Below are 17671 nucleotides of genomic sequence, written 5' to 3'. Positions count from 1 at the left end.
ACCGGCTTCGTTGTAGCGCTTGGACTGCCCCCAAAGGGCGAGGTTGGCCCCGAATGGGCCCGGTTCATGACTCTGTGTCGAGGTGCCGGCTTCATCCCCCCGGATCCTCGGCCGTCCACCCTCGTTCCTGACGACCGAACCAGGTCTTTTCCTCGATCCGCTGCTCCCGTTCCCATCCACACCGTCCCTGGTTGTAGCCGCTCCAACACCCATGTACCGCCTCCAGAATCATGATTTCAATTACGGGGACGTATTGTGCTGAGAAGCGTTATGTCTCAAGTCGTACATATGTATAGACATGGCTCTGTGCTGGGCCTCACAGACAGACACCCGCCAACAGCCATGTAACTGTCGTCATCCGTATGCGACAATAGGCCCAATGTCTGGAATGAATCCCGCCTTTAAATTGCACAGCAGCTCGGACACACCGTCGGATGCTGCTCTTTACGTACGCGCGCTGGCTGAACTCCAGCGGTGACCGGAGCGAGATGGAAAAGCTCCTGAAATGCCCAGGGAATGGCCCAAGCACCCCATCAGCAGCGCGTAACCCCTTGATAGGTAAAGTAATTGATCTCCACCGCAAATATCACCATGCAGTTCGGCGCCAAGCCGCTCTTCGAGAACGTCTCGGTCAAATTCGGCGCCGGTAACCGCTACGGCCTGATCGGCGCCAACGGCTGCGGCAAGTCGACCTTCATGAAAATCCTCGGCGGCGACCTCGACCCGTCCGGCGGCCAGGTCATGCTGGAACCGAACGTACGCCTGGGTAAACTGCGCCAGGACCAGTTCGCCTACGAAGAATTCACTGTACTCGACACCGTGATCATGGGTCACGAAGAGCTGTGGAAGGTCAAGGCCGAGCGCGACCGCATCTACTCGCTGCCGGAAATGACCGAAGAAGACGGCATGACCGTGGCCGAGCTGGAAACCGATTTCGCCGAGATGGACGGCTACACCGCAGAATCCCGCGCCGGTGAATTGCTGCTGGGCCTGGGTATCGGCATCGAGCAGCACAACGGCCCGATGAGCGAAGTCTCCCCTGGCTGGAAACTGCGGGTGTTGCTGGCCCAGGCGTTGTTCTCCGATCCGGAAGTGTTGCTGCTCGACGAGCCAACCAACCACCTGGACATCAACACCATCCGCTGGCTGGAAAACATCCTGACCCAGCGCTCCAGCCTGATGATCATCATCTCCCACGACCGTCACTTCCTGAACAGCGTCTGCACCCATATGGCCGACCTGGACTACGGCGAGCTGCGCCTGTTCCCGGGCAACTACGACGAATACATGACCGTGGCGACCCAGTCCCGCGAGCAATTGCTGTCGGACAACGCCAAGAAGAAAGCACAGATCTCCGAGCTGCAATCCTTCGTCAGCCGTTTCTCGGCCAACGCCTCGAAAGCCAAGCAGGCCACTTCCCGCGCCAAGGCGATCGACAAGATCCAGCTGGCCGAAGTCAAGCCGTCGAGCCGCGTCAGCCCGTTTATTCGCTTTGAACAGACCAAGAAGCTGCACCGCCAGGCGGTCATCGTCGAGCGCATGGCCAAAGGTTTTGATGGCAAGACCCTGTTCAAGGACTTCAGCTTCCAGGTTGAAGCCGGCGAGCGCGTGGCGATCATCGGTCCGAACGGGATCGGCAAGACCACCCTGCTGCGCACCCTGGTCAACGAACTGACCCCGGACGCCGGTACCGTCAAGTGGACCGAAGCGGCCGAACTGGGCTACTACGCCCAGGATCACGCTTCGGACTTCGAAGACGAATCCAATCTGTTCGACTGGATGGGCCGCTGGACCAAGGAAGGCGAACAAGTGGTTCGCGGTACCCTCGGCCGCATGCTGTTCTCCAACGACGAGATCCTCAAGTCGGTCAAGGTCATCTCCGGTGGTGAGCAAGGCCGCATGTTGTTCGGCAAGCTGATCCTGCAAAAGCCGAACGTGCTGATCATGGACGAACCGACCAACCACCTGGACATGGAATCCATCGAGTCCCTCAACCTGGCGCTGGAGAACTACCCGGGCACGCTGATCTTCGTCAGCCACGACCGTGAGTTCGTTTCATCCCTGGCCACCCGCATCATCGAACTGAGCCCAAGCGGCGTGATCGACTTCAGCGGCACCTATGACGACTACCTGCGCAGCCAGGGCGTGGTGTTCTAAAAAACTATGGGAGCCGGCACGCCGGCTCCCATAGAGCACACAAGAAATTAGTTAGCCTGCTTTCTTTTATCCTCCCATCCCGCCATCATGTTCGCCTCTAACCGCCCGCCCGCGAACGAGCCTTCATGTCCGCCCAGCAACCACCCAGACCGACCAGCAACCTGACGATCACCCTGCAGATCGTTTCCATCGTCTTCTACACCTTTATCGCCTTCCTCTGCATCGGCCTGCCGATCGCGGTGTTGCCCGGTTATGTACACGGACAACTGGGGTTCAGCGCGGTGATCGCCGGCCTGACCATCGGTTCGCAATACCTGGCGACCCTGCTCAGCCGCCCCATGGCCGGGCGCATGGCCGACGGTATCGGCACCAAACGTTCGATCATCCATGGCCTGTCGGGCATTGTGCTCAGCGGTGCGCTGACCTGGCTGTCGACACAGCTGCAGCACCTGCCACTGCTGAGCCTGGGGATTCTGATCGGCGCGCGCCTGCTGCTGGGGATCGCCCAGGGCCTGATCGGCGTCGGCACCATCAGTTGGGGCATTGGCCAGGTCGGCGCGGATCAGACCGCTCGGGTCATTTCCTGGAACGGCATCGCCTCCTACGGCGCCATCGCCATTGGCGCGCCATTGGGGGTGCTGATGGTCGAGGATTACGGCTTCGCCAGCCTCGGCATCGCCTTGTCGACCCTGGCCCTCGGAGCGCTGCTGCTGATTCGCAACAAACCTTCGGTGCCGGTGATTCGCGGTGAGCGCCTGCCGTTCTGGGCGGTGTTCGGGCGTATCGCGCCCTATGGCGCCAGCCTGACCCTGGCCTCCATCGGCTATGGCACCCTGACTACCTTTGTCACCCTCTTCTATCTCAGCCGCGGCTGGACCGGTGCCGCCTATTGCCTGACGGTGTTCGGCACCTGCTTCATCCTCGCCCGGCTGTTCTTTATCGGCTGCATCAACCGCTTCGGCGGTTTCAAGGCGGCCATCGCCTGCATGAGTATCGAGACCCTGGGCCTGGTGCTGCTCTGGCTGGCGCCTTCCACCGGCGTCGCCCTGGCCGGCGCGGGCCTGGCGGGGTTTGGCCTGTCGCTGGTGTATCCGGCGCTGGGTGTGGAGGCGATCAAACAGGTGCCGAGCAGCAGTCGCGGCGCGGGCCTGAGCGCCTACGCGGTGTTTTTCGACCTGGCACTGGCCATCGCCGGTCCGGTGATGGGCGCGGTGGCCTCGAATCTGGGGTATTCGTGGATTTTCTTCACGGCCGCACTCCTCTCGGTCGGCGGCCTGTCGGTCACGGTGCTGCTGGCACGTCGCGCGGCCACCCGCTGACTCACTGATCGGCGGTCTGCATCCCGCCATGGCTCGGCGTACTGAGGGTCTTGCTGAAGAAGCGCCCGGCTTCGTGGATCAGGTCGCGATGAATATCCTCGCGGTTGACCCCTTCGGCATCGGTACAGAGTCCCGGCGTGGCCTGCAGTTGCTCGGGGCCGCACGGCGCCATGAAGACGAAATGCCCGGCCCCGGCGATCAGCTTGAACTGCGGCGCCACCGGCAGCTTGCGCGCCAGGGCGGCGGCATTCTTGTCCGGAAACACCAGCTTGTCGTCACCGCCGCTGTACATCAGTACCGGCACATGGACACCGGCCAGGGTATGGCGGCCGAACATCAGGCTCAGCGGCGCCATCAGCAACAGCGCATGCACCCGTGGATCGGCCACCGGCTGCAGGTCATCGCGGTCGACAATCAATTCGCCCTTGGTGTTGCAGGCATCCTTGTCATCCGGACGCTGCTGGCAATAACGACGCAGACGCTCCAGGTTCGGCTGGGCGCCGGCCAGGATCAGCGCGGTTTCGCCACCCGCCGAATAACCGATCACGCCGACATTCTCGGCTTCGATAAACGGTGACAGGGTCGAGTCGCCGAGGGCGGCGGTGATGGCTTCGGAAATCTGCATGGGCCGGCCATAGAGGTTGCTCAGCGTCCCCAGGCGGCTTTGATCCTTGTAGTTGTCGCCCGGGTGCAACACCGCGACCACGATAAAGCCCTTGCGCGCCAGGGAAGTGGCCAGGTCGTGCAGGGCCAGGGGCGTGCCGGTGTTGCCATGGGACAACATCAGCAGTGGATAGCGGCCAATGGCAACCTTGACGTCTTCGCCGGCCTGGATCGTGTAGTTGCCGATCCGGCTCGTGTGCTCACGATCACTGGAGGGATAGAAGGCAATCGCCGACATCGGCTTGAGATCCAGCGGATCGAGGAATATCAGACGATGATAACCGACGCTCCAATGAGCGGGCGGCGCGGCCTGCACCGTCAGGAGGCTGCTGGACAAGCAGATCAGTAATACTGCACAAAGACGCATCATGGGGATGTCCACCTTTGCTGCGTAATTAGCACGCCAATTCTCTTCAATTCCCTGAAGCTAAAGCTCTGGAGAGGGCTTTGACTGATTTTCGAGGTTTTTCAGAGCACCTATGGTTGATCGATGCCTGCATAAACCGAGCCAAACCTGAACAGCCAGACGCAAAAAACTCCGTACGCTGACCATTCATAATGATCAGAGTACGGAGTTTAATGGGTGTTCCCGAAAGAAGCTCGCGTGTTTACCAAAGCTTTACGCGGTGGCGAACAGCTCTTCGCTGATCCGCGCCTGGGCGGTGCTGATGGCCTTGGCGCGGACTTCTTCGCCGTAACCCAGGCCATGGGCGCGGACGAATTCGATATCGGTGATGCCGAGGAAACCGAACAGCACGTTCAGGTAGTCTTCATGGGCTACGCCGGTAGGCATGCCGACATGCAGGCCGCCGGAAGTGGAGACGATCACCAGTTTCTTGCCACCCGCCAGGCCTTCAGGACCGGCTTCGGTGTAACGGAAGGTCTTGCCGGCGACGGTGATGCGGTCGATCCAGGCCTTGAGTTGGGTCGGGATGCTGAAATTGTACATCGGTGCCGCGATGACGATGGCATCGGCGGCGAGGAACTCTTCGATGGTCGAAGCACTGAGTTCGGCTTCGTGGCGCTGGGCGGCGTCACGCAGTTCGGCAGCGGTACCGCCGGCGACCAGGGTCAGGCTGGAGAAGTGGCTGATGGCGTCGCTGGCCAGGTCGCGGTAGGTCACCACGGCAGAAGGCTCGGCGAGTTTCCAGGCGTCGACCACCTGACGGCTCAACTGACGGGAGGCGGAGTTGTCGCCCAGGATGCTGGAATCAATGTGCAAGAGTTTCATGCGGGATCTCCAAGTGAGGATCGCCACTGGGCGATCAAGTTGAGATAATCCTACAGGCGAAACCAATAGCCGATTAGACAGCTTGAATGTGATAGTTTGTCCCAACCATAGAACAATCGAGTCACGCCCATGCAGGACCTCAACGATCTCTACTACTTCGCCAAGGTGGTCGAAGCCGGCGGCTTCGCGGCGGCCGGGCGTCTGCTGGGCATTCCCAAGTCGCGCCTGTCGCGACGCATCGCCGAGCTGGAAGAACGCCTCGGCGCGCGCTTGCTGCAACGCACCACCCGCCAGCTGAAACTCACGGCGGTCGGCGAGCGCTACCTGCGCCATTGCCAGGCGATGCTGCTGGAGGCCGAGATGGCCGACGAGGCAGTGGCCAGCATGTCCAGCGAACCCCGTGGACGCTTGCGCGTCTCCTCTCCGGTGGGCCTGGCCCAGGAGTTCATGCCCTGGGTGATCTCCAGCTTCCTGACCGCGCACCCGCTGGTTCAGTTGGAAGTGCTGATGGTCAATCGGCGGGTCGACCTGGTGACCGAGGGCGTCGATGTCGCCCTGCGGGTCCGCGAACAAGGCGACGAAGACCCGTTGCTGGTGACCCGCCGCCTGCGTCAGGCGCAAACCTTTATCCTGGCGACACCGGCCTTTCTCGAGCAACACCCCATCAACCAGTTGGACGATCTCAGGAATGCACCCGTATTGGGCGCCCTGGAGGCTGATCGGCTGGTGCACCTGAGCCTGATCAACGCCGAGGGTGAAAAACGCGAACTGGCCCTCGAGGCCCGACTCGGAGTCGACGACTTTGTCGTGCGCAAGGCCTGTGCCCTTGCCGGCCTGGGCTTTACCGTCCTGCCGATGCTGTATTGTGAGCAGGAGCTGGCCAACGGCACTTTCGTGCAGATACTCCCGGAATGGTCCTTGCCCGGCGGCTGGTTGCAGGCCGTCTACCCCCATCGGCGCGGCGTACTGCCGGCGGTGCGGGCTTGGATCGATCATCTGGCCGAAGTTTTCAAAGGTTGCGGAGATAGAACACTGTGAAAGGATCAAGCCTGAGCCGGGAAGACATCGCGCAGTTCTGCCTGACACTGCCCGGGGCGCGGGAAGACTACAAATGGGGCGGCGTGCGGGTATTTTCCATTGCCGGCAACAAGATGTTCGCCGTGCAAGGGCTGCGCGGCGACTCCCTGGCCTTCAAGGTCGACAAGGAGCTGTTCCTCGGTCATGTCGACCGTCCGGGAATCGGGCCCGCGCCGTATCTGGCCAGGGCCCACTGGATCATCATGGACACACCCTACCCGCTGGGCCGTGACGAACTGCAAGGGTTGATCCAGCGCTCCCATCAACTGGTGGTGGCAAAACTGCCCAAGCGCGTCCAGGTCGGCCTGCTGTTATAGAAACGACAGGTGCACCAGGCTGGCGCTGAGGAACAGGTAGTCGATCCAGAACACCTGGTGCAATAGCACGATCAACCAGAACACCAGCTGAAACGAGACTTTGCGGGTTTTGTGCCGAAACACCTGCTGGGCGATCAGCGCCCCCGGCCAGCCGCCCAGCAGCTCGATGGCGTGGAGGACCTTCTCCGGTGTACGCCAGGTTTCGTCACGGGCCTTGCGCTTGTCGCTCCAGTAGAGAAAAAACGCCAGCAAGCTGACCAGTCCGTAAGCCCACAGCGGCGCCGGGGAGCCACCACCAAGCCACATCTTCAGCGCGCCAAATCCAGGCAATACGCAGAGCACCAGCAGCGCCGCCAGCTTGAGCTTGAGATGCCGGACCCGGCCGCTGGCCTGGTGGCCAAGTTCCTGGCTACGTGGCGCCCTCATCCGTGGCTCGACCAGTCGACCCAGCCGAACTGCCAGGTGGCCAGGATCACCAGGCCGAAGACAATCCGGTACCAGGCGAACGCCACGTAGGTATGGCTGGCGATGAACTTCAGCAGACCGCGCACGGCGATCATCGCGAAAACAAAGGACGTCACGAAACCCAGGGCAATCACCGGCAAGTCCGCCATCTGGAACTGATGGCGGAAACCGTAGCCGGAATACACCGCCGCGGCGACCATGGTCGGCATCGCCAGGAAGAACGAAAACTCGGTGGCGGTCTTGCGCGACAGCCCGAACAGCAAGCCGCCGATAATCGTCGCGCCGGAACGCGAGGTGCCGGGGATCATCGCCAGGCATTGGGCGAAGCCGACCTTCAGGGCATCTTTCCAGGTGATCTCATCCACCGTCTCGGCATGCACCACGTGCTGGCGGCGCTCGGCCCAGAGGATGATCAAGCCGCCCACCACCAGCGCGGCGGCGACGGTGATCGGGTTGAACAGATAGGTGGCGATAACCTCCTTGAACAACACCCCCAGCACCACCGCCGGCAGGAACGCCACCAGCAGGTTGAGGGTAAAGCGCTGGGCATTGCGCTGCGTCGGCAGGTCCCGGACCACCGAGAACACCTTGTGACGAAACTCCCAGACAACCGCCAGGATCGCCCCGAGCTGGATGATGATATTGAAGGCAATCGCCCGTTCCCCACCGAAATTCAGCAGGTCCGCGACGATAATCTGGTGCCCGGTGCTGGAGATCGGCAAGAACTCCGTCAAACCCTCGACAATACCCAGAATCACTGCCTGTACGGCGGTCCACAGATCCATTATTCCCCCATGCTGCCGCACACCCCGCGCGGCACTTGAAAAATTCGACGTTCGATCATCTGCCCATGACAACAGGTACACAGCGTGCCGCACCGCTTGTCGTCAAAGCGTAAAAAATGCCTGAAAAATCAAACATCAACTCAGGTTTGTCAGTTTCGGGCCGAGATCCTATCAGACACGTCTGTTTGTGGCTGCCAGGAAAGTAGCCAAAAGCCTGCTGGGCAGGAGCGATAAAACCTGTTTGGATGCAGATTGGCGATGATCACCACAAGAAGAAACAAGGAGCGGTGTCCTCATGAATAGTTTGCGAAATGTGTCGATCAGTCGGCGGTTGTGGCTCATCCTCATCGTCGCCATGGCGATGCTGCTGACCCTGGGCCTGTTGATGCTCCAGCAGATCCATGACGACCTGTACCAGGGCAAGGCGCAGAAGACCCAGCACGTGGTCCAGGTCGCCAGTGGCGTCCTCAACTACTACCACGACCTGGAAACCGCCGGCACCCTCAGCCGCGAAGCCGCACAGAAGCAGGCCATGAACGTGATCCGCGGCCTGCGCTACAACCAGACCGACTATTTCTGGATCAACGACCAGCGCCCGGTGATGATCATGCACCCGGCCAACCCCAAGCTTGAAGGCCAGGACCTGTCAGGGATCAAGGACCCGGACGGCTACGCCCTGTTCAACGAGATGGTCACCCTGACCAAGGCCAAGGGCGCGGGGATGATCAACTATCGCTGGCCGAAACCGGGGGCCAGCGCCCCGGTACAGAAAACCTCCTATGTCCAGCTCTTCGAACCCTGGGGCTGGATCATCGGCTCGGGCGTGTACGTCGACGACCTGCAGGACGAGTTCTACGGCCAGGTCTGGCGAGCGTCGCTGATCGGCCTGGGGATTGCGCTGATCATGGCGTTGCTGGTGACGATGATTGCCCGCAGCATCGTGCGCCCCCTGCAGGAAACCGTGAATGCCATGGCCAATATCGCCAGCGGTGAAAGCGACCTGACCCACAGCCTCGATACCCACGGGCAGGATGAAGTGACGCAACTGGCCCGCCATTTCAACGGGTTTACCAGCAAGCTGCGCAGCGTGGTCGGCCAGCTCCAGGACTCGGCGACGGCACTCGGCCAGTCCTCCAGCGACCTGGGCAGCAACGCCACCCAGGCCCAGGCCCGCAGCCAGCAGCAATCGCAACAGATGGAAATGGTGGCGACGGCGATCAACGAAGTCACCTATGGCGTGCAGGACGTGGCCAAGAATGCCGAGCAGGCCGCCAGCGAGATGCGTGATGCCGAAGCCCAGGCGCGCCAGGGCCAACTGAATATCGACAACAGCCTGCAACAGATCGATTCGCTCTCCGCCACCATCAACCAAGCGGTGGAGGTGATCCGCACCCTGGCGGCCGAAAGCACGCAGATCGGCAGCGTCCTGGAAGTGATTCGCTCGATTGCCGAACAGACCAATCTGCTGGCCCTGAACGCCGCCATCGAAGCCGCCCGGGCCGGTGAACAGGGTCGCGGCTTTGCCGTGGTCGCCGATGAGGTGCGCCTGCTGGCCCAGCGCACCCAGAAGTCCACGGCGGAGATCCAGTCGATGATCGAGCGTCTGCAAGGTCATTCCGAAGCCGCGGTGAAAGTCATCGGCGACAGCAGCCGTGCCTCGCAACTGACCATCGAGCAAGCCGGCCTGGCTGGCGAGAGCCTGAACGCCATCGGCCAGGCCCTGCGTAACCTCAATGGGCTCAATGCCTCGATTGCCAGCGCCACCCTCGAGCAGTCCCATGTGGTGGAGGAAATCAACCAGAACGTCACCGACGCGGCGGGCCTGTCCCACAGCACGGCCCTGGCGGCCGAGCAATCGAGTGTCGACAGTGAAAAGCTCAAGAACCTGAGCCAGCAACTCAATACCTTGCTCAAGCAGTTCAAGGTCTGAGGGCGGGAGGGTACAATCGCCCTCCTTTTTTCGAGCCCAAGGAATTCCCATGCCCGCGCCCATGAAGGTCATTGTCCTGGCGGGGCCTGAATCCAGTGGTAAAAGCTGGCTGTCCGCCGAACTGCAAGCCCATTTCGGTGGGCTGGTGGTGGGCGAATATGTGCGTTATTTCATCGAGTGCAACCTGCGTGATACTTGCCTGGAGGATATCCCGGCCATCGCCCGCGGGCAGCTTGATTGGGAGGATGCGGCTCGCGCGCAGGCCCCCAAGCTGCTGATTCTCGACACCCACTTGCTGAGCAATCTGCTCTGGAGCCGGACCCTGTTCGGCGAATGCCCGGCGTGGATCGAACAGGCCCTGCAGGCGCGCCACTATGACCTGCACCTGTTGTTGCGCCCCGAAGGCGTGGGCTGGACCGACGATGGCCAGCGCTGCCAACCGGAGCTGGGTGAACGCCAGGCCTTTTTCGCCGCCAGCCTGGATTGGCTGACGCGGCATGGACAAACAGTCACAGTGATTGATGGCGATTGGCAGGCGCGTCGCGAGCAGGCCTTCGCGGCCGTCGCCCGGCTGCTTGAAGGAGAATCTGAACCCTGAAAACACCACAAATCCTGTAGGAGCCTGGCTTGCCAGCGAAGGCGTCCGTAAGTGCGATGCAAGACTTGAGGGCCTCATCGCTGGTAAGCCAGGCTCCTACAGGTATCGTTGTGTTTTCAAGGGCAAACATGGCCATTTTTCAGCCCAGTGTCCATTTCTGAAACACCCGGTACACAGACGAAGCCTCAAAATCAACGGTTCAGGCACGGCACTGCCCCAAGTGTTAAGCCGCTGATACACCTCCCCTGAAAGGCCCGTATTACCGCGTTGCGCCGAAATCTCCCCGTCTGCCCCCCTCGATACTGTCTCATCCGTGAAACAGCTTTCACGCGATTCATTTGCCTTCCAAAACAACCCATTGTTTTAAAAGGAAAAACAAAAAGCGGCACAGCTTCTGCTCTTTCCCTCTCAAACGCCAGGCTAGGGCCAGCGTACTGAAGAAGGAATGCCGTCATGGGGACTTTCACTACCGGCTTTACCCGCACCGTGCTGATCAGTTGCGCGATCAGTTCGATGCTCTGCCTCACGGCCCAGGCCGGTGGCAACGGAGTGATTGTCCTTGATCGTACCGTGCAACCACAGAGTTATGGCCGCCCGGCCCTACAACCTGATCCCAACCCCACCACGGTCAACGCCAACCCTTCCGCCGTGATCACCTCGGCCACCGGCAAGGAACTGAGCGATGGCGATATCGCCGGCATCAGCACCGGCGGCTCCATCAGCCAACTGATCGACAACCATACCGCCAGCATGCCGGGCCTGAACAACCCCAATGGCTTGCCAGGGATGACCGCCGGACACGGCGGCGGCAATGGCGCCAGCATCGCCAACACGATCAACCATGGGCTGTCGGCGGGTATGAACGCCCTCGGCGCCATCGGCAAGGGGCAATGACATGCGCCATTCACTGTTTCTTCTCGCCCTGTTCAGTAGCGCCGGCGTACTGGCCGACTCCGGTAGCCCGGTTATCGACAGCGCCACGATCAACAACAGTAGCCAGCAATACAACGGCAACGTGATGGTCAACCAGGCCGCCGGCGACCAGCAGCAACAGCTCAACAGCCGCGCCATCGCGGTCGGCACCAACGCCAGTGCCACGACCTCGCTGAACCAGAAAATCACCAGCGGGGCCAGTACGGCAATCGACGCCAAGGCGGCCATCCAGGGCAACTCTTTCAGTAACGGCAACGGCATGGTTGGGGTCAACCAATCCGCCGGTGCCAACAACCAGATGATCAATGCCGTGCGGATCAGCATCAGTGCCGCGCCGCAAAGCATCGACGACAGCGTCCTGTCCCAACAGAACGTGGCGCTGTCACCGAACTCGGACTCATCCACACCCTCCGGCAGTCGCCAGGTCGTTACCAGCGACCAGGCCTTCACCGGCAGCCGGGGCGTGATTCAGGTGAGCCAGAGCGCGGGGGTGGGCAACCGTATGGCCAACACCCTCAGTATCCGGGTCGCTGATTGACCCGTGCAGTGCCCATTAGAAAGTACCAACACTTAACTCAACTAATAAGCACGGAGATACACACCATGAAACCTACAATGGCTCTCAAACCACTGGTCTTCGCTCTGGCCGCCATCATGGCAATGGCCGCTCAGGCAGGCGGTGATGAAGGACACGGTCGTCGTCATCATGACCATGACAAAGGCCCGGACCTGGCAACCCTGCTGCAAATCACCGCAGGCGCCACCGCCTCGGTGAATGACACCCAGGACAGCCACGGCAACTCCGTCGTCAACCAAGGCACCCAGAACAACGGCAGCATCAACGGCTCGTTGAACAGTGCCAGCGGCAACATGGGCGCCAACGCCGCGGCCGGCGATGGCAACCAGCAGCTCAACGAAGCCGCGCTGGCCACCGCCGACGAAAGCTTTATCTTCGGCAGCGCCGTTTCCAGCACCACCTTGACCCAAACCAACCACAACAACACGGTCCTGAACCAATCCACCCAGAACAATGGGTCATTGAACAACTCTGGTAACAACGGCTCCGGCAACATGGGTGTCAACGTCGCCGCCGGCAACTTCAACCAACAGAAAAACGACCTGGCCATCGCCGTATCCGGCGGTCGTGTCGCGTCGGCAACCGGCGCGGCTACCCAGAACTCCAACGGCCTGCAAGTGGCCAACGCCGCGGTTCAAGCCTACAAAGTCACCACCCTCAAAGCCACTATCGATATTGATGGCAGCTACAAAGGGACCTTCTCAGGCACCGAAAGCAGCGGCAAAGGCGGTTATGGCAATGACGGCTGGGGTGGCGGTGACAACGGCAAAGGGAAAGAAACCATCAAAGGTACCGAGATGGGGACTATCGACCTGAATGGCGTCGCCACTTATCAAGTGATGACACCTAACGGCTGGACCATGCCAGTGGTCAACAACGCCAGCATCAACAACTCGCTCAACAATGCCTCGGGCAATGTGGGTGCCAACGTGGCGGCCGGTGTCGGCAACCAACAAGGCAACACCCTGTCCATCGCAGCAGGCTGCCGCGCCTGCATGTAGTGGCAACAGTACTGAGAGCCCCGGAAACGGGGCTCTTTTTTCAGCTCTGAGAGGCGTATGACCATGCGTACTATCGCCCTTGCCCTCGCGCTTTTTCTCTCCATCCCTATTCAGGCCGCGACCATGGCCGTGCCCGGCCTGCCGGGTGCAGTGGTGTTCTACAAGCACGTACAAAGCATTCGCGAACGGCGTTTTTCCGACCTGGTCGAGCAGAAGACCGACTTCAGTTGTGGTGCCGCCGCACTCGCCACCTTGTTGCGCCAGGCCTACTGGCTGGACGTCAACGAAGAACAGATCATCAAAGGCATGCTGACCACCTCCGACCAGGAGCTGGTCAAGAAGCAAGGCTTCTCCATGCTGGACATGAAGCGCTACATCGAAAGCATCGGCATGCGCGCCAGGGGCTACAAGATTCCCGCCGACAGCCTGCCCAGCGTGACCATTCCGGTCGTGGTGATGATGGAGATCCGCGGCTACAAGCATTTCGTGGTGATGCAGCGCGCCGACAAGGACTGGGTCTATATCGGCGACCCGGTACTGGGCCACAAGCGCTACAGCAAGGCCGACTTCCAGAAAGGCTGGAACGGCATCATCTTCGCCATCATCGGTCCCGGCTACGACAAGAGCAACGCCTTGCTCGACCCACCGGCCCCGCTGACGGCCAAGAACAAGCTGGACACCTTCCACCCGGTCCAAGACGCGGAACTGATGGATTTCGGCTTTATCCAGAGCGACTTCTTCTAAGGTGAACTAAAAATAAAGGGGCAGGATGCTCCGGGAGCAGCACATGAAAAACTCACACTGGTTGATGGTCAGTTGCCTGGCACTCACCTGCCTGCCGGCACACGCAACCCTGCCCTTCAAGCCTATCGAACTGAAAGATTCAGAGATGTCCGAACTGCGTGGTCGCTACGTCATGCCAGGACGCATCATCAGCTTCGGGATCGTTATGCAAAGCAGTTGGACCAACGCCCAGGGCGACACCATCGGCGCGGCCACTTCCCTGCAGATCCAGCAATCGACTGTCAAGCCGCAGTTCTACGTCACCACCTTCAGCACCCAGGGCAACGGGTCGGCCCCCACCCAGGGCACCGGCACGGTGATCGGCGGTGCCGGCCTGAACGCCTCGGCGGGAGTGACCCAGGTGGTGCGTGCCGCCGGTGACGGCAACGGCGCCAGCAACAACGTGGCGATCAATGTCAGCGAAGCCAACCAGGTCCCGAGCAGTCCTCAGCAAATGGGCCAGGTGCTCACCAGTGGTGGCAGCATCACCGGTCTCGGCGCCGCCGGCAGCGTCACCGTCTCTGCCGCGGCCAGCGGCGTGAAAATGCAGATACTGGCCAACAACAATCAGGGCAACGCGCTGCAACAGATCGCCCAGGGCGGTGTGCTGCAGTCCACTACCCTGCTGGGTGGCAACAACCTGGTCAACAGCATGACCCAACTCAATGTGGTGTTGCAGAACAACATGCCTACCGTGGGAGCACTGGATTGCAGCCTGACTCAACTCAAGGGACTACGCAGTATGGGATTCTGAACTACGCTCATTTTCGACCATTGGATGTCAGAAAAGGACGACTTATCTCATGTCTCTATCGCTCTCTCTACGCATGGCGGTATGTGTGGGTGCGCTCTTCCCGGCGACGATGCTGCAAGCAGCAACTGACCCCGAGGTAGAGGCCCTGAAACAGGAACTCCAGGAGCTGAAACAACGCTACGTACAACAGCAGCAAGCGTTGTCGGTACTGGAACAACGGGTTCGTCAGGTCGAAGATCAGCCGGCACCGCCACCGCCCAAACGCCTGGTCAAATCCCCGGCGGACCTGAAAAAGGGGCAAACGGTGGCGGCGGCCGGCGCCAACGCTCCAGGCTCAGCGGCCAGCACGTCCGGCGCCTCTTATGGCCAGTCGCTCAAGGATGATTCGGCGCCAGCCCAGAGTGTGTCCGACCTGTACAACGAGGCCAGCGGCTTCTTTGGCAATGGCAAGTTCAGTGTCGAGACCGGGATTACCTATTCGCACTACGATACCCGACAGCTGTTTCTCAATGGCTTTCTGGCCCTGGACTCGATCTTCCTCGGCAATATCAACCTGGATCGGATCAAGTCCGATACCTGGACGCTCGACCTGACCGGCCGTTATAACCTCGACAACCGATGGCAGTTCGACATAAACGCCCCGATTGTCTACCGGGACTCGGTCTATCAAGCGGGGGGCGGCAACGGTGGCGCGGCCGGAACCACTGTCGAGCAAACGGTGAAACAGGATCCGGCCTTGGGCGACGTCAACTTCGGCGTGGCCTACAAGTTCCTCGACGAATCGGAGAACTGGCCGGATGCCGTCTTCAGCTTCCGGATCAAGGCGCCTACCGGCAAGGATCCGTATGGCATCAAGTTCCTCACCTCGTCTCAAAGCAACAGCCTGACTTATCCGCAAAGCTTGCCGACCGGCAACGGTGTCTGGTCCGTCACACCCGGCATCTCGCTGGTCAAAACCTTTGACCCGGCCGTACTGTTCGGCACCTTGGCCTACACTCACAACTTCGAGGGATCGTTCAGCGATATCAGCCCGAACCAAGGAGTGGTCGTTCCCGGCAAGGTCCAGCTCGGCGACAGCTTCCAGATCGGCGCGGGCGTGGCCTTCGCCCTGAACGAGAAGATGAGCATGTCCTTCTCGTTCTCGGACCTGGTGCAAAGCAGGAGCAAGCTCCAGCAGAGCGGCCAGAGCTGGCAGAACGTGGTCGGCAGCGATGCCAACTCGGGGTTCTTCAACATCGGCATGACCATTGCCGCTTCGCCGAACCTCACCATCGTACCCATGCTGTCCCTGGGCATGACCCCCGACGCACCGAACTTTTCGTTCAGCGTGAAATTCCCCTACTACTTCTGACGCCGCCCCATGGAAAAGGCCCGCAACGTGCAAACGCTGCGGGCCTTTTCGTTTCGCTCACCGCGCCCTAGCGGATCTGGTGCTTGTGCAGCAATCGATAGAAAGTCGGACGTGACACCCCCAGCACCCGGGCGGCCACGCTCATATTGTCACTGTGCCGGTTCAACACATCGCACAGTGCCTGGTGCTCGGCACGGTGCACATAGTCTTCGAGGGTGCCCATGGGTGCGCTGTCGCACGGCAGGCTGTTGAGCCCCAGGTCCCGTGCCTCGATCTGCCGCCCCTCGGCCAGCACCAGCCCGCGCCTGACCCGATTGGCCAGCTCGCGGACATTGCCCGGCCAGGCATGATTGCCCAGGGCGACCAAGGCCTCTTCACTGAAACTACGCGGCCGGCGCCCGGTTTCCTGGCTGTAGAAATGGGAAAAATGGTTGGCCAGCATCGCCACATCACCATGCCGTTCGCGCAGTGGCGCCGTCATCACTTGCAAGACGTTGAGCCGATAATAGAGGTCCTCGCGGAAACGCCCGCTGCCGATGGCGGCTTCCAGATCGACATGGGTCGCCGCCAGCACCCGTACATCCACCGCGATGGGCTGGCTGCCACCGACTCGCTCGATGTGCTTTTCCTGGAGGAAACGCAACAGATTGGCCTGCAACTCCAGGGGCAAGTCGCCGATTTCATCGAGAAACAAGGTGCCGCCGTTGGCCGCTTCGATGCGCCCGACCTTGCGCTGGTGCGCCCCGGTAAAGGCGCCTTTCTCATGGCCGAACAGCTCGGACTGGATCAGGTGCTCCGGAATCGCCCCGCAATTGATCGCCACGAACGGCTTGGCATGCCGCTGGGACTGCCGGTGCAGGGTGCGCGCCACCAGCTCCTTGCCGGTCCCGCTTTCCCCACGGATCAACACCGGCGACTCGGTGGGCGCCAGTTTGCCCAGCAGCTTGCGCAGCTCGCGGATCGGCCGGCTGTCGCCGAGCAACTCGTGCTCCGGCTGGTCGACATGGATCGAACCCTGGCCGCGCAAGCGCGCCATGCCGAAGGCGCGACCTAATGTCACCTGTACGCGGGAAACATCGAAGGGCAAAGTATGGAAATCGAAGAACCACTCGCATACGAAGTCACCGACGTTCTGCAAACGCAGCACTTCCTGGCTGAGGACCGCGATCCACTCGGTGCCGCTGCGGCTGATCAGGTCCTTGACCGCTTCAGGGCGTTCGAGATGAAACGGTTGCAGACGCAACAGACCGACATCGCAGGAACGGTCGAGGGCGGCGTCCAGATTGCAACTGTCGACATCCCAGCCGACGGTGCGCAAGCCAGGTAACAGGCGATGACAATCATCGCAGGGATCAACCACCAGCAGGCGTCTGAGCGGAACCGCTTCTTGCATGACTGATCCTTGGCGCCAGAGTTTTAAATATTTATTAGAAACAAGCAGTTGGCAAACCTGCCTGTAACACTAGCAAGAACTTGACGCAGGCTTGTACCGTTTGGTTATAACTTTGCCGATGCATAAGCCATAGATCCGGAAAGCTGCAAGCCAGAGCCTTCGGGCCACCGCTACTGGTTTGGCGGAGCGGACATGGCCATACCGGGGCTTGAACTGAGTATATGAAAGAAAGTGAAAAAAACTTTATGACTTGTGTGACCTGATGCCCGCGATCGGACATCAGTACAAGTAACCGACCGAAACGGTGAGCCCAAACCGACGGTCCAGCGAAATTGTT

At 60.8% G+C, this 17671-nt stretch carries 17 protein-coding genes; 12 read left to right on the top strand and 5 right to left on the bottom strand.

The window, feature by feature from the left end; all coding sequences use genetic code 11:
• Positions 1-567: 567 nt before the first annotated feature.
• Together M5C01_RS17625 and M5C01_RS17620 are read left to right on the top strand one after the other, a co-directional pair.
• A complete protein-coding gene (locus tag M5C01_RS17625) occupies positions 568-2157 on the top strand; it encodes an ABC-F family ATPase (protein WP_152739692.1) in 1590 nt (529 codons plus the stop codon).
• A gap of 125 nt (positions 2158-2282) precedes the next feature.
• Positions 2283-3476, top strand: coding sequence for an MFS transporter (locus M5C01_RS17620; protein ID WP_152739691.1), 1194 nt, complete (start codon positions 2283-2285; stop codon positions 3474-3476).
• Position 3477: 1 nt separating this feature from the next.
• Here M5C01_RS17620 and M5C01_RS17615 read toward each other — a convergent pair whose 3' ends face one another.
• On the bottom strand, positions 3478-4509 hold the full coding sequence (locus tag M5C01_RS17615) for a dienelactone hydrolase (RefSeq protein ID WP_103494244.1): 1032 nt from the start codon (positions 4507-4509) through the stop codon (positions 3478-3480).
• A gap of 249 nt (positions 4510-4758) precedes the next feature.
• The gene (locus tag M5C01_RS17610; protein ID WP_103494243.1) at positions 4759-5370 is read right to left on the bottom strand and encodes an FMN-dependent NADH-azoreductase; all 612 of its coding nucleotides are present in this window, start codon (positions 5368-5370) and stop codon (positions 4759-4761) included.
• 129 nt (positions 5371-5499) lie between these two features.
• On the opposite strand from M5C01_RS17610, the gene M5C01_RS17605 reads away from it, so the two are divergent.
• Positions 5500-6408, top strand: a complete 909-nt coding sequence (locus M5C01_RS17605; protein ID WP_152739690.1) for a LysR substrate-binding domain-containing protein — start codon at positions 5500-5502, stop codon at positions 6406-6408.
• Entirely contained in the window at positions 6405-6764 is a 360-nt protein-coding gene (locus tag M5C01_RS17600; protein ID WP_178129861.1) for an MmcQ/YjbR family DNA-binding protein, read from the top strand. Before M5C01_RS17605 ends, M5C01_RS17600 begins: the two co-directional genes overlap by 4 nt.
• On the opposite strand, the gene M5C01_RS17595 is transcribed toward M5C01_RS17600, so the two are convergent.
• Positions 6759-7190: a DUF1294 domain-containing protein gene (locus M5C01_RS17595; protein WP_152739689.1), complete on the bottom strand. Its 432-nt coding sequence runs from the start codon at positions 7188-7190 to the stop codon at positions 6759-6761. The genes M5C01_RS17600 and M5C01_RS17595 overlap by 6 nt on opposite strands.
• Entirely contained in the window at positions 7187-8014 is an 828-nt protein-coding gene (locus tag M5C01_RS17590) for an undecaprenyl-diphosphate phosphatase (protein ID WP_152739688.1), read from the bottom strand. The genes M5C01_RS17595 and M5C01_RS17590 overlap by 4 nt, the downstream gene beginning before the upstream one ends.
• 295 nt (positions 8015-8309) lie before the next feature.
• Here M5C01_RS17590 and M5C01_RS17585 point away from each other — a divergent pair, with 295 nt between their 5' ends.
• The 8 genes from M5C01_RS17585 (at position 8310) to M5C01_RS17550 (ending at position 15941) form a co-directional block, all read left to right on the top strand.
• A complete protein-coding gene (locus tag M5C01_RS17585) occupies positions 8310-9944 on the top strand; it encodes a methyl-accepting chemotaxis protein (protein ID WP_152739687.1) in 1635 nt (544 codons plus the stop codon).
• A gap of 61 nt (positions 9945-10005) precedes the next feature.
• On the top strand, positions 10006-10542 hold the full coding sequence (locus M5C01_RS17580; protein ID WP_152739801.1) for an AAA family ATPase: 537 nt from the start codon (positions 10006-10008) through the stop codon (positions 10540-10542).
• A 453-nt stretch (positions 10543-10995) separates the two neighbouring features.
• Positions 10996-11436 (top strand): hypothetical protein, encoded by a 441-nt coding sequence (locus tag M5C01_RS17575; RefSeq protein WP_152739686.1) that lies wholly within the window; start codon positions 10996-10998, stop codon positions 11434-11436.
• Between the two features lies 1 nt (position 11437).
• Positions 11438-12013: an adhesin gene (locus M5C01_RS17570; protein WP_152739685.1), complete on the top strand. Its 576-nt coding sequence runs from the start codon at positions 11438-11440 to the stop codon at positions 12011-12013.
• A 65-nt stretch (positions 12014-12078) separates the two neighbouring features.
• Entirely contained in the window at positions 12079-13053 is a 975-nt protein-coding gene (locus M5C01_RS17565) for a heme utilization protein (RefSeq protein ID WP_152739684.1), read from the top strand.
• A 63-nt stretch (positions 13054-13116) separates the two neighbouring features.
• Positions 13117-13797 carry a C39 family peptidase gene (locus tag M5C01_RS17560; RefSeq protein ID WP_152739683.1) on the top strand — a complete coding sequence of 227 codons (681 nt, stop codon included), beginning with the start codon at positions 13117-13119 and terminating at the stop codon, positions 13795-13797.
• Between the two features lie 43 nt (positions 13798-13840).
• Positions 13841-14590: a hypothetical protein gene (locus M5C01_RS17555; protein ID WP_152739682.1), complete on the top strand. Its 750-nt coding sequence runs from the start codon at positions 13841-13843 to the stop codon at positions 14588-14590.
• A gap of 49 nt (positions 14591-14639) precedes the next feature.
• On the top strand, positions 14640-15941 hold the full coding sequence (locus M5C01_RS17550; protein WP_152739681.1) for a hypothetical protein: 1302 nt from the start codon (positions 14640-14642) through the stop codon (positions 15939-15941).
• Positions 15942-16008: 67 nt separating this feature from the next.
• Here the strand turns inward: M5C01_RS17550 and M5C01_RS17545 are convergent, their stop codons facing one another.
• Positions 16009-17334, bottom strand: a complete 1326-nt coding sequence (locus M5C01_RS17545; protein ID WP_152739680.1) for a sigma-54 dependent transcriptional regulator — start codon at positions 17332-17334, stop codon at positions 16009-16011.
• Between the last annotated feature and the right edge of the window lie 337 nt (positions 17335-17671).

Origin of the sequence: Pseudomonas sp. MWU12-2319, from assembly GCF_023242525.1 — a bacterium.
In the GTDB taxonomy this organism is placed as follows: domain Bacteria; phylum Pseudomonadota; class Gammaproteobacteria; order Pseudomonadales; family Pseudomonadaceae; genus Aquipseudomonas; species Aquipseudomonas gingeri_D.
Note: the sequence above shows the minus strand (reverse complement) of the source record. Positions and strands in the feature narration are given on the sequence as shown.